Annotated in this window: 10 protein-coding genes; 4 read left to right on the forward strand and 6 right to left on the reverse strand. The window is 71.4% G+C overall.

Annotation, left to right across the window (positions count from 1 at the left end):
* Positions 1-79: 79 nt before the first annotated feature.
* Positions 80-754, forward strand: a complete 675-nt coding sequence (locus ACFYTE_RS19845) for a chaplin (protein WP_388711740.1) — start codon at positions 80-82, stop codon at positions 752-754.
* 342 nt (positions 755-1096) lie between these two features.
* Here the strand turns inward: ACFYTE_RS19845 and ACFYTE_RS19850 are convergent, their stop codons facing one another.
* The 3 genes from ACFYTE_RS19850 to ACFYTE_RS19860 form a co-directional block, all read right to left on the reverse strand.
* Positions 1097-2110 (reverse strand): SH3 domain-containing protein, encoded by a 1014-nt coding sequence (locus ACFYTE_RS19850; RefSeq protein WP_388711743.1) that lies wholly within the window; start codon positions 2108-2110, stop codon positions 1097-1099.
* Between the two features lie 641 nt (positions 2111-2751).
* Positions 2752-3888, reverse strand: coding sequence for a glycosyltransferase (locus ACFYTE_RS19855; RefSeq protein ID WP_388711746.1), 1137 nt, complete (start codon positions 3886-3888; stop codon positions 2752-2754).
* Between the two features lie 63 nt (positions 3889-3951).
* Positions 3952-5373, reverse strand: coding sequence for a DUF2079 domain-containing protein (locus tag ACFYTE_RS19860; RefSeq protein WP_388711748.1), 1422 nt, complete (start codon positions 5371-5373; stop codon positions 3952-3954).
* A gap of 386 nt (positions 5374-5759) precedes the next feature.
* Here ACFYTE_RS19860 and ACFYTE_RS19865 point away from each other — a divergent pair, with 386 nt between their 5' ends.
* Positions 5760-6050, forward strand: coding sequence for a hypothetical protein (locus tag ACFYTE_RS19865; protein ID WP_388711750.1), 291 nt, complete (start codon positions 5760-5762; stop codon positions 6048-6050).
* A 185-nt stretch (positions 6051-6235) separates the two neighbouring features.
* Positions 6236-6736 carry a DUF5949 family protein gene (locus ACFYTE_RS19870; protein WP_388711753.1) on the forward strand — a complete coding sequence of 167 codons (501 nt, stop codon included), beginning with the start codon at positions 6236-6238 and terminating at the stop codon, positions 6734-6736.
* Positions 6737-7269: 533 nt separating this feature from the next.
* Here the strand turns inward: ACFYTE_RS19870 and ACFYTE_RS19875 are convergent.
* The 3 genes from ACFYTE_RS19875 to ACFYTE_RS19885 form a co-directional block, all read right to left on the reverse strand.
* On the reverse strand, positions 7270-8229 hold the full coding sequence (locus tag ACFYTE_RS19875; protein ID WP_388711756.1) for a D-2-hydroxyacid dehydrogenase family protein: 960 nt from the start codon (positions 8227-8229) through the stop codon (positions 7270-7272).
* 87 nt (positions 8230-8316) lie between these two features.
* On the reverse strand, positions 8317-8850 hold the full coding sequence (locus ACFYTE_RS19880) for a TerD family protein (RefSeq protein WP_388711759.1): 534 nt from the start codon (positions 8848-8850) through the stop codon (positions 8317-8319).
* Between the two features lie 549 nt (positions 8851-9399).
* Positions 9400-12588 (reverse strand): tetratricopeptide repeat protein, encoded by a 3189-nt coding sequence (locus tag ACFYTE_RS19885; protein WP_388711762.1) that lies wholly within the window; start codon positions 12586-12588, stop codon positions 9400-9402.
* Between the two features lie 351 nt (positions 12589-12939).
* Between ACFYTE_RS19885 and ACFYTE_RS19890 the strand changes: the two genes are divergently transcribed.
* Positions 12940-14196, forward strand: coding sequence for a hypothetical protein (locus ACFYTE_RS19890; RefSeq protein ID WP_388711765.1), 1257 nt, complete (start codon positions 12940-12942; stop codon positions 14194-14196).
* The last annotated feature ends 254 nt before the right edge of the window (positions 14197-14450 follow it).

Here is a 14450-nt window from a genome sequence, read left to right on the forward strand (position 1 = left end):
CCGGCCCCGGACCGTTGATCCTTGGGTTCTTCGTTCCGGGGCCGGCCTTCCCACTTCTTCAAGCAGGAAGACAACGAGATTGCGAAAGACCCTGAGCAGGGGAATGGTCGTGGCCGCCGCCGCGACGAGCGTTCTGTCCCTGTGCGAGATCGCCGCCGTCGCCGACTCGGCAGCCGGCGGCACCACCTCGGACTCCCCGGGTGTCCTGTCCGGCAACACCGTGCAGGCGCCGGTCCATGTGCCGGTGAACGTCTGCGGCAACACCGTCGACGTCGTCGCCTTGCTGAATCCGGCGTTCGGCAACTCCTGCGCCAACGGCGCGAGTCGGGTCGAGCAGGCCACCCCCGGCATTCCGGGGCAGGTCGGTCCCAGTGACAGCGGCGCCCAGCAGACGCCTCCCCCGACGAGCGTGGTGAGCACCCCGGGCGTGGTGAACACCCCGCCCGTCGCCCGCCCCCCGGCTCCCCGGCCGCCCGCCCCCGCCGAACAGATCCGGGCCGACTCGCCCTCCTCGGCGGGGACGCACGACTCCCCCTCCACCAGTTCCACCGGTTCCACCGGTTCCACCAGTTCCACCGGTTCCACCGAGCGGCAGCCGGGACTCGTCCCCATGGGCGGCGAATCCCAGCCCGTGCGGCCCGCACTGGCGGAGACCGGCGCCGCGACCACGCTGGCGGCCTCCGGCCTCAGTGCCGCGCTGATCGCGGGCGGCGTGATCCTGTACCGGCGAGGCCGAGCCGTGTCCGTCCGGTAAATCCGTAGCGTGCCGGACGTGTGAGCGCCCGGCACCCGCACCGCATGGGCCGGCCGCCCTCCCGCTCGGGAGGGCGGCCGGTTCGCGTGTCGAGCCGCCTGGGCCGCCGCACGGCGGGATCGCTGCGGAACGCCGTCCTCGACGCGCGGGCGGGACTCCGGACGGGCCGGCGGTCATGCCGTCCCCGTCGTCCGGCTCGGGAGTCGTCAGGGCATCACGAGCCGGAACACAGAAACGGTCCGTGCCGTCCGCTGTGGAGGCGGACGGCACGGACCGGTCGTAGGACCACTCAGTCACCGGGACGAGCCCGCGACGTCTGCGGTCTTCGTGGGATCAGCTGGGCTACTGGCAGACCGACTGGACGGTGAAGGACGCGGCGTCCGCGCCCCCGTTGACGACGGTGACCGTCCAGGCGGCGCCCCCGATGCCCGACTGCACATTGAGCGGACCCGTCCCCGAGGTCTGGGTCACACCGCCCCAGACGGCCGTGGTCCCCACGGGGCACGCGGGACCGGTGAAGGTGCCGGTGGTGCCGGCCGCCAGGGTCTGGGCGGTCGAGCTGAGGACCTGTGCGCCGGGGCCGGTCGGGCCGGTGGCTCCGGTCGGGCCGGTGTTGCCCTGTGCGCCAGGCACGCCCGGGACCCCCTGGACGCCCTGGGCGCCCTGGGCGCCTTGGGTGCCCTGGGTGCCCTGCGCCCCCGTCGCTCCGGTGGCGCCGGTGTTGCCCTGCAGGCCCTGCAGGCCCTGGATGCCCTGCGGCCCCGTCGCTCCGGTGGCGCCGGTCGCGCCGGTGTTGCCCTGGATGCCCTGGATGCCTTGGACGCCCTGCGGCCCCGTCGCCCCGGTGACACCCTGCGGGCCGACCGCCCCGGTGGCCCCGGTGGCCCCGGTGGCACCGGTCGCCCCGGTGGCCCCGGTCGCGCCAGTGGCACCGTTGAGGCCGTTGAGGCCTGCAGGCCCGGTCGCTCCGGTGTTGCCCTGCGGGCCCTGGATGCCCTGGATGCCCTGGACACCCTGGGGGCCCGTCGGTCCGTTGAGACCCTGCGGGCCGACCGGACCCGTGGGACCGGTGGAGCCCGTGCCGACGGGGCCGGTCGGACCCGTCGGGCCCGAGGGGCCCGTCGGGCCGGTGGGACCCGGGATGTCCGAGCACAGCGGCACGCCGGACGCGGCGACGTAACGGGCGGTCACCCACCCGTTCTGGTTGGCGAGCTTGTACCACCAGATGTTCCCGTCGACCGACTGGCCCGCCTCCTGGCACAGCAGGGAGATGCTCGCCCCGAAGGGGAACGAGCCCAGGCTCGGCGAGTCCGACGTCGGCAACTGGCGGACGTTCACTCCGGTCTGCGCGGTCACGACTCCCGTGACCGCCGCGCGAAGGTTCCTGTGGTCTGCTTTCTCTCCGGCTCGCAGCGCGATCCGGTCTGCCTGCGCGCCGGTCTGAGCGTGAGCCCGGCCCGCGAGAGAGGGTGTGTGCGCCGCAGCTGGGCCGCACAGACCCAAGGTAAGGCCGAGGCTCACTGCTCCGAGAACCAGCGACGACGTGCCGCCGGTCTTAAAAGCCCCATGCACCAAAACCCACCGTGCCTTTCGTGACAAATCTGAGGGAGATGAGGTGCGAGAAGCAAACTGCATATGACGCTCGCAAATCCAGGCAACTCGGATCAAATGGGCTGAAAGTGGCACATAGATCACTCAGAGAGTCTGTATTTAATCGGCTTATTGGTATCGAATGGGGCATGGGGAATGCCGGGCTGTGGTGTGTCGCACGTGGGGGCGGAAATCAGGGGATTCACGGGTGGGTTTCGGCGCGGCCCCTGGGCCGGGCGACCGGCGGCCGGTGACCGGTGACTGGTGACCGTCGGCCGGTGACTGGTGACTGGTGACCTGGGCCGCAACGCGCGAGGCTCCCGTGCCGTCGAGGGAGGTGTTCGAGACCTCAACTCGCCGGTACGGGAGCCTCGTTGGCTTACCGTGCTGCACCATCCGTCGGCGGATCAGCCGGACTTCGCGCCCTTGTGCCGCCGCTTGCCCTTGCCGCCCCCGAGTCCATGGCTCGGCTCCGGGATCGTGGCAAGTCTGTGCACGGCGAACTCACGGTTGACGCGGGTCTGTTCGCGGTGGGCCGGCGGCAGGTCGGGCATGGCGAGCAGGCGGTCGCAGGCCTGGAGCGCACCCTTGAAGTCACCCACCCAATAGGCCGTGATCGAGAACTCGCACAGCAGGCCCCAGCGGTACACCCAGGGCTGGGTGAACAGGATGTCGTCCGGCTGCTCCTTGTCCAGGCAGGCGACGACGATCGCGTGAGCCATGTGATGACGACCCAAGGCGCGCAGCCGCGAGGCCAGCTCGTAACATGCTTCGAGCCGTTGCGGACGTGATTCCCAGGCCCGGGTCAGCGCGTCCACACCGGCGGGCAGATCACCGGAATCGGCGTGCAGGACCCCGACTTGGAGCAGGGAGTAGTAGACCTCCTCGGCCCAGCCGCCCATCGACGCCCGATGTTCGTACAGCCTGATCGCCTCGGCGGTGTTGCCCATGTCCCGCATGGTCTGGGCCAGATAGAAGACCGTGCGGGTGTTGCTGGGGTCGCGTTCCATCTCGGCGCTGAGCAGGCGTGCGTCACGCTCGAACTTGTCGTGCCGTGAGCCGCCGTCCGCATGGTCCTCGACGACCAGCGCGTCGAGGTTCTCCTGCGTTTCGTTCCCGTCCGCGGTGAGGAACTCGTGGGTGACACCCTCGTACCGCCATGGGAGATCGCCCCGTACCAGGCGTCTGATCCGGTACTCCATGGCACCTTCGTGCCGGAGCATGTACGCGTCCGCCGTGAGCCGGGGCAGCGGGCCGTCCTTTCTGAGGACGTGGTCCGCGTCCAGGAGCAGCAGATAGTCGGCCTTGCCGCGGGCGTGCCGGATGTTCAGTGTGCGGTTGTGCCCGAAATTCCTCCAGGGTTCCTCGTGGAGTTCGCCCGGAACTCCGTCGAGGGCGCCGCGGATCAGTTCCTGGGTTCCGTCCGTCGATCCGGTGTCCGAGATCACCCAGGTGTCCACCACGTCGCGCACGGACGCCAGGCATCGCTCGATGACTCCTGCTTCGTTCTTGACGATCATGCAGAGGCAGATGGAGGGCTTCACGACAGCACCACGCTCCTACGTTTCCCGATACGGGTCATGGGTCGGACCTGTCCCACGGCGGAATCAGCCTTTGTGCTTGGAGGCGTCCAGATCGCCGGAGACCGGTGTGCGTTCGGGCCGGTGGGTGAGATGCAGCAGGACAAAGCCGTCGCGGTCGGCCACAGTGCGGTACCCCTGGGCGCGGGACTGGTTCAGCATGGCGCGTTCCGCTTCGAAGGACAGGGGCCACCGCCAGCGTGCCGCCACCCAGGTGTCCACCATGATCCACTGGGGGAAGGGGCGACTGACCGGATAGCCGTAGACACTGACGCTCGTCCGGTTGGTGAGCTGGGGAACCAGATAGGTGGACGCCTGGACCGTGGCGTCGTCGGGGATCTTCTTCATCAGGCTGTGGGCGACGGCGACGCGCGGATCCGATCGCCAGGTGGCCGGGCTGAAGAGCTGCCAGAAGGGGAAGCTCGGCAGGATCGCGAGGGTGACCGCGGCCGAGGCGGCGAGATACCGTCGCAGGCTGCCGTGCCCCGTGCCCCGTTGCACCAGGGCGTCGATGAAGGCGGCGAAGACGATGGGCATCACGACCAGCGAATAGTGGTAGCCGGTGCCCCAGTGGACGTAGTTGTTCGAGAAGAGACGCCAGACGAGCGTCGGCACGGCGACCCACAGCAGCGGGGAACGCACGGCCAGGAACACGGTCGGGGCCAGCACGAGCACGAGCGTCGACAGCTTGGCCTGCGGGGTGACGAGACCCACCGTGCTGCGGTACAGCAGGTCCAGCGGCCCGCTGTCGGCGCCCGAGGTACCCGAGGTGCCCGTGGGAGAGTCCGCCAGGAACCAGTAGGCGAACGAACCGTTCGGGTTGAAGGCCGGCAGGACCACCAGCAGGACCAGCAGCGTCCCGGCCAGACCGGCCGCCGCGGTCACGAAGCCCAGTCTGCGGGTCCCGCGCCAGGCGATGACCAGGCCGATCACGCCGACCGTGAGTCCGAGGTCTTCCTTCACCAGCAGCAGCGGCAGCGCCCAGCACGCCGCGGCGGCCGGCCGGTTGCTGCCGAGAGCGGCGAGGGAGAACGCGAGCAGCGGGGCGGCGAAGGCGACCTCATGGAAGTCGAAGCCGACGGCGCTCGCGATGCCCCAGGAAAGCCCGTAGCAGGCACCGATCACCGCGCCCGCCACGGAGCCCAGGGCCCTGCGCGCCCACAGCGCCAGCGGGACCACGCTCAGCGCGATCAGCGCGGCCTGTACGACGAGCAGGGTCGCCGCCGACCGGTGCAGCAGGTAGAAGGGTGCGACAAGAGCGAGGACGGGCGAGAAGTGATCCCCCAGGATGGGGAAGTCGGGCCCCTTCAGTTCGGAGACGGGCAGCTGTCCGTCCGCGTACGAGCGGATGACCTGCTCGAAGATCCCCAGGTCATAGCTGTTGGAGAGCATCCGGTGGTGGATGCGCAGCGATACGGCCGTGTACACGAAGAACAGCGCTGCGGCCATGGCCCAGACCCACCACGCGCCGTCGAACCGGCTTTTCTGCGGCGGTTCGGCGACCGCCCTTCTGCCGGCGGATGACTGTTGTGACGGGAGGGCCGGGCTGAGGCTGCTGGACGGTGCTTGCATGGGACCTCCCGGAGGGCCGACGTGGAGAGGCCCCTCAAGATGCCAGGAATGCGTGACTCTTCGCTCTTGTCCAAACTCGGATACGGCGACAATCCACCGAATGGCGGCAAATGCATGCTTCGGTCCGGTTATGCCTCCTGGAGGGGATCGCTCCGGGGGATCTCATATGTCTTCCGCCGACGGGGTTTCCGGCCCACCCGGGCATCGTTGGGCACGGCGTCAGACATTCCCGAGGTGACGTGAGTCGCCGAGAAAGGAACACGATGAAGTCCCTGAAGGCTGCCGCTGTCGTAGCCGGTTCCGTGGCCCTCGCCGGTGTCGCCGCGCCCGCGTTCGCCCACACCACCGCCGACCTCACGCCCACCAGCCTCAACGGCGCCGTCGACACGCTCGCCAGGGGTCCCCTCACCGTGCAGGACGCGATGCCGTTGCAGCACCGGTCGAGCGCGCTCGACACCGAGAACAAGGGCTCCGTGCTCAACACGGTGAAGGGCGCGACCGCCGCCCTGAACCAGCACGGCCCGCTGCTCGGCGGTCTGCCGCTGCAGAGCTGAGCCGACCGGCCTCGGGCCCGGCGTTCGAGGACCACCGGGGATCACCGAGGGACACCGCGAGGCACCGGGAGGCGTCGGGAGGAGTCGGGAGGAGTCCCTCGATCGTGTGGCCACCCCGCGGCTCGTGGGCCGGTCGGGTGAGAAGCCGGCGGGTGGCCCGCGGGCCCGTCGATAGGGTCGCGCGGGTGACCTCAACCTCAGCCGAAACCCGCCCTTTCCGCCTGGCCGACCTGGGCACGCTCGTCGTGCTCGCCTGGAGCGGAGAGGCCACCGACGGAACCGATATGCCCTACCTGCTGGCGTACTCCCTCGGGGACGCCGAGGGCGGTGGGGCGACGACGTCCGCCGCCGTCGAGCGGCTGCTGGAGCACAGCGGACTGCCCATCGGCGGGGACCTCGTCGACGGCGCCGCCAGGCCCAGCCTGCCCGTCACCCTGCTCGTGCAGTCCGGCCAGGCCGTCGTCACCCTGCCGCAGCTGAACGCCCAGTGCCCCGCCCCGCCGGAGTGGCTTGCCGCCGTCGCCCAACGCGGCTACGCCTACCTGGTGTTCACCGCCCGCCCCTGGCCCGAGGCCCGCCCCGGCATGCCCCTGACCCCGCGGCAACTGGCCGCCTTCATCGGCGCCGAGGAGACCCTGAGCGCCGCCGCGCACGTCGTCCTGCCGGCCCGCAGCCTGCGCGGCTGACCACGACGCCCGGCGGCGCGGGACGTCGCCGACGAGACTTCGGGGCCAGCTGATCTTGCCGCGCAGGGGTGTCCCCTCTCGTGCCGCCGCGGTCGGCACGGTCCCCGTCCCGGTGCCGCTGGACGTCGCGGAGAAGTCTTTTGGCACGCGGATGCCGATGCCGGTGGCCGAACTGCCGGTGCCGGGCCGACACCCGAGGGCCCGCGGTACGTCGAGAGACGGCTCGCGACCGGCGAACCTGCCCCGTCTGCCGATCAGCGGCGGCGCGCCCGGCGTCGGACCGGTCGCGCCCCTACCGGACCCCCTCGACGCGGGCCCGAACCACATGGATGCCGATGCCGCCCATCCGGCCTGCGAACCCGCGTCCCGGTCGGCCCGCCGCCACCTTCACACCTCGCCGAACCCCGACAGCTTCGGCTCCCGGATGTGACGCTCCCGCAGCCCGGCGGCCCGGGCCTTCGGACGGGTGCCGACCGCGAACGCGGGCCGAGGTCCGGCCGTTGGACGCTGTACCGCCCTCCGGGGCGCGGGGGTCAGGGCAGGCGGCGGGTCGGGGTGCCCGTCAGGTACGCCTGGATGTTCTCGATCGCCTGGCCGTAGTACGTCGCGTAGTTGGCCCGGGAGACATAGCCGAGGTGGGGCGTGGCCAGCAGCCGGGGCGCGGTGCGCATCGGATGGGCGGCCGGCAGCGGCTCGATGTCGAAGACATCGACGCCGGCGCCCGCGATCCGGCCCTCGCGCAACGCCGCCAGCAGGGCGTCCTGGTCGACGATCGCCGCGCGGGAGGTGTTGATCAGATAGGCGGTCGGTTTCATGAGGGCGAGTTCGGCGGGTCCCAGCAGACCGCGGGTGCGCTCGCCGAGGGCCAGGTGCACGGAGACGAAGTCGCTGCCGGCCAGCAGGTCCTCCTTGGTGAGGGCCGGTTCGACCCCCACCTCCGCGGCGCGCTCCCGGGTGAGGTGCCGGCTCCAGGCGGTGACGCGCATGCCGAAGGCGAGGCCGATCCGGGCCACCTGGCCGCCGATGCGGCCGAGTCCGAGCAGGCCGAGCGTGCGGCCGTGCAGGTCGGCGCCGACGCTGGACTGCCAGGGGCCGCCGTTGCGCAGGGCGTGGCTCTCCTCGACGATGCCGCGGGCGAGGCCGAGCAGCAGCGCCCAGGTCAGTTCGACCGGCGGGGTCGAGGAACTGGCCGTACCGCACACGGTGACGCCGTGCGCCTCGGCCGCGGCGTAGTCGATGACGCTGTTGCGCATCCCGGAGGCGACGAGGAGCCGCAGCCGCGGCAGCCGGGCGAGCAGCGAGCCCGGGAACGGGACGCGTTCGCGCAGGGTGACCACGATGTCGAAGTCGGCGAGGGCCGCGGCGAGGGCGTCCTCGTCGGCGATGTGCTCGCGCAGCGGGACGATCTCCACCCGGTCCGCCAGCACCGACCAGTCGGCCGACTCGACCGCCACACCCTGGTAGTCGTCCAGCACCGCACAGCGCAGCCGCATCCGTCTCTCCCTGTCCGCTTCCCGGCCGCTCGACTGTACCTGCCGGTCAGCACCGCAGCGGGGGCGGCGGGGCGCGTCCGGGCGGGGTCAGACGTGCCGGACGGCGCCCATCTCCCGCATGAAGGCCGTCGGATCGCTGTCGGAGCCCTGGATCATCTCGTACAGCTCCCACTCGCCGGCGTCGTTCCTGACGAACTCCACCACCGTCGTCGCGGTCGAGTCGGCCACCTGGGAGAAGTCGTCGGCCACCAGCTCCCGGTACCCCTCGACCACCACCACCCCGGCGTTCGACAGGTCGCCGAAGGTACGCGGCACGGGGTCCTGGTGGATGACCACGCCCACGACCACTCGCCCGTAGGCGGACGCCAGCCGCTCCACCTCCAGGACCATCACCTCGACGAACCCGAAGCCCTGGCCGGTCCGGCTGTGCCGGGTCATGTTGATGGTGCCGTCCGGTGACCTGCTGTCGTAGTGCACGACGTACTCCGGGCGACCGTAGGGGTCGTCCACGGAGTAGGTCGCGGCGACGATGTCGAGATGCCGGGGCGCCTCGCCCAGAGGACTCGGGTCCCATTTGAGCCGTACCTCGACCTTCCCCAGCCCTTTCCCGGCAAGCCTCACCGAACGCCCCTCCCTGCGCCGAAACCCTCATGCGGAGACCGCCCCCGCCCCTCAAGTATGGTCCCTGACCAGCCGTTTGACGCTCCCTTAACGGGATCCGCCAGGCCCATTCACAGGGGCCGACCGCAGGGAGAAACGCGCGGAGAAACGCGGGCCGGCCGTCCAGAGATCCGGGCGCATCGATTCGCAATCGTGACCACATGGATCGGTCCTGCCTCGGGTGGATCGCCAGCCCGAAGCCAACTCTTCGAAAAGTTGGGGTCGATGGGCTTGATCGGGTTATGCCTTCGATCCGTCGGGATCACCGGATGTGTGTTCGCATTTTGCAAATGCGTACCGACTCTCCGTGTATGTCGGATGCCTTCTCGCGTGCCGAAACGGTCATCCGTGTGCCGGGTGTGTTCGTACCACCAGCTCAAGGAAACGTTTTGCTGAAGCTTTTGAAGTACTACCTCGTCGCGCTCCCCGTCCTCGGTTCCGCCTATGTGGTCCTGGTGGTGGACCGCTGGATGTGGTGACCGCAGGGGCCGCCGGCTCCCGGGCCGCGGCTCAGGAGCCGGTCGGCTCGTGGTGGGCCAGCAGTCGCAGCAGCTTCTCCGCTTCCGCGTCGGCACCCAGGCGCCGATAGAGGGAGACCGCCTGTTCGCCGTACCGCCAGGCCCGTTCAAAGCCGCGCGGGGACAGGAAGGCCGTCCGGGCGAGGCCCGCGAGCGCATGGGCGGAGCCCAGGGGAAACTCGACGCTCCGCGCCACGTCGAGGGCCCGCTCGTAGTTCCTGGACGCGGTGTCGAGCCGCCCCGACTCCCGGTGGACGTCCGCCACACCGATCAACGCCCGAAGCATCTCGTACTTGTTGTCGATGCTGGTCGCGACCTGTTCCGCCATCGTGAGGTGCAGCAGCGCCTCGCCCCTGCGCCCCGCTTCGGCGTGCGCAAGGCCCATGCTGATCAGCACGTCGGCCTCGCCCAGGACGTCGCCGCCGGCCCGGTGCGCGGCAAGGGCCCTGCGGTAACAGGCGAGCGCGCGGTCCATCTGTCCCGTCGCCTGATGCACCGCTCCCAAGTTCTTTTCCAGAATGCCCAGTTCCTGTCTGCCGCCGTGCTGGCGCATCAGGACGAGCGACCGTTCGTAGCAGTCGCGGGCGTCGGCGTAGCGTCCCTGAAGGCTGTGCAGTTCACCGCGGTTGTTCAGGGCCTGCGCCACCCCGTACGGATCGGGCAGCGTCTCGTAGATGTCCTGCATCAACTGGACCCGGTGGAGGGCTTCGTCGTACTGCCCCGCGTAGAACAGCGCCGCTCCCTGCACATTCAGGCACTCGGCCTCCCCGGACCGGTCGCCGGCCTCCCGGTACAGCGCCAGTGACCGTTCGAGGACGCGCATGGCCGTGCCGCCGTGGCCGGCGGCGAGTTGGGCGCGGCCCGTCTGGAGGAGCGCGTCGGCGCGGCCGTGGGCGTCGTGCAGATCCTCGTAGATCGACAGGGCCTCGGCCGCGCAGCGTAACGCCTCGCCGTGGTTGCGCTGCGCCAGCAGATCGGCGCGGTCCGTCAGCGTGCGGGCCAGCGCGGACCGGTCGCCCGAGACGCGCAGCACCGGCACCGCCGTGTCGAAGAGGCCGGCCGCCACGTCCCGTGTCTCCCACAGTTTCAAGGAGCGTGCCAGGACGCTCGGGAAGAGCGCGGCGTACTCGGGGTGCCGGTCCGCGGCGGTACGCGCGACCGCCAGCAGATTGGCGTGTTCCACGGTGAGCCACACCTGGGCCTCGTCCGCGTCGGAGAACTCGGGGGCGTAGCGGGACTCCTTCTGCGCGCTCAGCGGAACCGCCCTGCGGTGCGGGCGGGCGCGGCGGTCGGCCCGGTGGGCGGTGGTGAGGTGGTAGGCGATCAGCCGGCCGACCGCCGTGTGCCGGGCCGCGTCCGGATCCGTACGGGCGCCGGTCCGCAGACCGAAGGCGCGGGTCAGGTCGTGCAGCCGGTAGCGCCCGCGTACCGGCTCTTCGAGGAGGCTGGAGTCCAGCAGTTCCTCGACGCACCGCTCCAGTAGCCCCGCCTCGCGCCCGAGGTCGGGACCGGCCAGTGCCGCTGCCGCCCGCAGGGTGATGTCGGGGCCGGGATGCAGGGCGAGACGGCGGAACAACTGCCGTGCCGGTTGGCCCAGTTCCGCGTACGACAGCCGGAAGACCGCCGTGATCAGCTCGTCGAACTCGGTGAGCGGGTCGGTCGCCCGGGTCAGCCGGTCGAGCAGGTCCTGGAGGGTCCATGCGTCGCGGTGCCGGAAACGGCTCGCCAGCAGTTGCAGGGCCAGGGGGTGGCAGCCGCACGCGTCCACGACCCGTTCCAGGGCTTCCGGCTCGGCGGACGTGCGCGAGGCGCCGACGATCCGGGTGAAGAGGGTGGCCGCCTCCGCCCTGGACAGCGCCTCCACCGGCAGGGACGCGGCGCTGTCCAGCCCGGCCAGCCGGCTCCGGGTGGTCACGATGGCCCGGCAGCTGGGGGTGCCCGGCAGCAACGGGCCTACCTGCGCCGCGTCCCGCGCGTTGTCCAGCACCACGAGCGCGCGCCGGCGCGCCGTCCACTCCCGCCAGCGGGCGGCCCGCTCGTCCAGGGTGTCCGGCAGTTCACCCGACCATCCCGCCGAGTGCAGCAGGGTGGCCAGGGCCTCGGCCGGGTCCAGCGGCTGCCGGCTGCTGTAGCCGCGCAGATCGACGTAGAACTGGCCGTCGGGATAGGCCGCGCACAGCCGGTGGGCCGCGTGCACGGCGAGCGCGGTCTTGCCGATGCCGGGCATGCCGTGCAGGACGGTGACCGGCAGGGCGTTCGCCGTGCCGGCCGCGGTGGCCGGGGCGGCGGCCAGCAGGAGGCGCAGCTCGGCGGCCCGGCCGGTGAAGTCCTGGGTGTCCCGCGGCAGACAGTTACGGGTTTCCGGCTCCGGGGCGGTCGCCGTGGCCGCAGCGGCGGGGATGTGCCCCGCGGGCGGGAGCAGCAGGGTGTGGTCCTGTTCGAGCATCCGCAGGTGGAGTCCCTGGAGTTCCGCGGCCGGCTCGATCCCCTGACTCTCGTGGAGCTTCGTCCGGGCGTCCCGGTAGACGGCGAGCGCTTCGTCGTGCCGCCCGGAGCGGTACAGGGCCAGCATGAGCGTGCCGATCACCCGCTGCGCGAAAGGATTCTGCGCGGCGAGTTCCTGGAGTTCGCCGACGAGGTCCGCGTGCCGCCCCGCCGCCATTTCCAGGACGATCCGCTCCTCACGGACCCTGCGGTGGTCCTCGATCAGCCGGGCACGCGTCGACAGCGCCCAGGAGTTGTCGGCGAACTCGGCGAGCGGCTCACCGCGCCACAGGGCCTCTGCCGTGCGCAGCAGGGCGATGGCCGTGGCACGCTCGCCCCGCGCCGCCGCGGCGGCCGCGTCCGTCCGCAGGCGCTGGAATCGCAGCAGGTCGATGGCGCGCGGATCGGCCCGCAACTGGTACAGCCGGTGCGAGGGCCGCTCCACACGCGCCCGCTCCTCGCCCACCGCCCGGCGCAGCCGCCCCCGCAGCCGGGAGAGGTAACTGTGCAGGGTGTCCAGGGCCGTCGGCGGCGGATCTCCGTGCCATACGCGGTCCATCAGCGTGTCCACGGAGACCGGTTCGCCCCGGGCATGGACCAGCACGGCCAGTACGCAGCGTTCCTTCAGCGATCCGAGGGGGTACTGCTGTCGGCCGTGCCACAGCTCAAGAGGTCCCAGAGCAAGAAGTTCCACCATCACTCCCGGTGGGTGTGCAATGGGTGTGCTTCTTCCTGCCGGCTTCGGCGGTGCCCGCAGAGGTGTGCGGTACTCCGTTCACTGTTCTGCGGTTGCCCGGGGTGGAGACAGGGGCGCACTGGAGCGCGGCAGGCGCACACCGTCCCTGATCATGGCTTGCGCCGCGCGGGGACGCCGGGGTTTCGCCCAGGGGGGACCGGGAGGTACGGCGGTTCCACAGGAGTGCAGGATTTCTGCAAGCCCGCCGTCCAGCCACCGGGGCACCCCCTCGTCATGGGCCGCGGACGGCCGTCACGGGCCGAGCATGGCCGCGGTCACGGAGGCATGACGGGGAACCGGGGGAAAACAACGATGAGCGTGACAGTGCCCGAGCCGCAGTGGCGGCATGTGCCGGTGCGTCTGGACGTCGAGCGCTGGGCCACCCGCCGGACGCGCAGGAGGGTCCTGGTCGTGGTGCACACGGTGATAGCGGGACATCGGCTGCTCGACGCCGTACGCGTGCTGGAGGGCGACGTCCGGGTGCAGACCTTCTTCACCCAGGCACCCGACGTGTTCAGCAACGGAGTGGCCGCGTTCCTGGACCAGTTGGGGGGCCTGGTGCTGCCCTGGAGCCAGGCGGTGCACACCGGCTTCGACCTCGCGCTGGCCGCCAGCCACGGCAGCCTGCACGAACTTCAGGCGCCGGTGATCGTGCTCCCGCACGGCGCCGGCCACAACAAGATCACTCCGGCCGGGCGTCACGGGCGCCCGGTGGCACGGCGCGGTGTGTACGGCCTCAGCAGGCAGCGGCTGGTACGGGACGGCGCGATCGTGCCGGAGGTGATCGTACTGGCCCATCACGAGGAGCTGACCAGGCTCGGCCGCGAATGCCCGGAGGCGCTGCCGGTGGCGGAAGTGGTCGGCGATCCGTGCTTCGACCGCATCGCCGCCAGCCTGCCCTCCCGCGCGCTGTACCGGGACGCCCTCGGCGCCACGGCCGGGCAGCGGCTGGTCCTCGTCTGTTCCACCTGGGGGCCCGACTCGCTCCTTGGTCAGGGATGGGAGGTCCTGGAGCGGCTGGTCGCGGAGCTGCCCCGGGAGGAGTTCCGGATCGCCGCGCTCCTGCATCCGCACGTCTGGACAGCGCACGGCGACTGGCAGGTCCGTGCCTGGCTCGCCGGACTGGCGCGCTCGGGGCTGACCCTGGTCAGTCCGTACGGGGACTGGACCGGGGCGGTCGTCGCCGCCGACTACATCGTCGGCGACCACGGTTCGGTGTCCCTCTACGGCGCCATGACCGGTGTCCCCGTGTTCATGGCGGGACGGCCCGACGCCGACGTGGATCCGGGCTCGCCGTTGGCGGAACTCATGTCCTTCGCGCCCCGGCTGCGCGGGGACCGCCCGCTGCTCCCGCAGCTCAAGCGGAGTGCCGTGACCGGTCGTTCGCATCGGTACGAGCGGGTCGCGGCGCGTATCTCCTCGGAACCGGGCCGGTTCTCCCGCAAGATGCGCACCCTGCTCTACCGCAAGCTGCGCCTGCGGGCGCCCAGCACGCGGACGACCACGGAGCCGGCCCGTCTGCCGCTGACGGTGCACTACGACGAGCCGGGCCGGGTGGCGGCCCCATGACACGGCCCGTGGGTGTGGTGTTCGAGGCAGGGGCGTCGTGGGTGGCGGAGTCCCAGGCGGGGGTGTTCCGGGCGTCGGTGTCGGCGGTGGTGGTGTCTCGGGTGGTGGTGTCTCGGGCGGGGGCGTCGGGGGCGGCGGCGCACCGGGCCGAGATCTCCCGTACGGCCGTATCCCGGACGGGGATCTCCAGTTCGGCGGGGTCCCGGACGGGGGTCTCTCGTTCCGGGGGGTCCGAGGCGGGGGTTTCCCACCCG

Origin of the sequence: Streptomyces sp. NPDC004629, assembly GCF_042873595.1 — a bacterium.
In the GTDB taxonomy this organism is placed as follows: domain Bacteria; phylum Actinomycetota; class Actinomycetes; order Streptomycetales; family Streptomycetaceae; genus Streptomyces.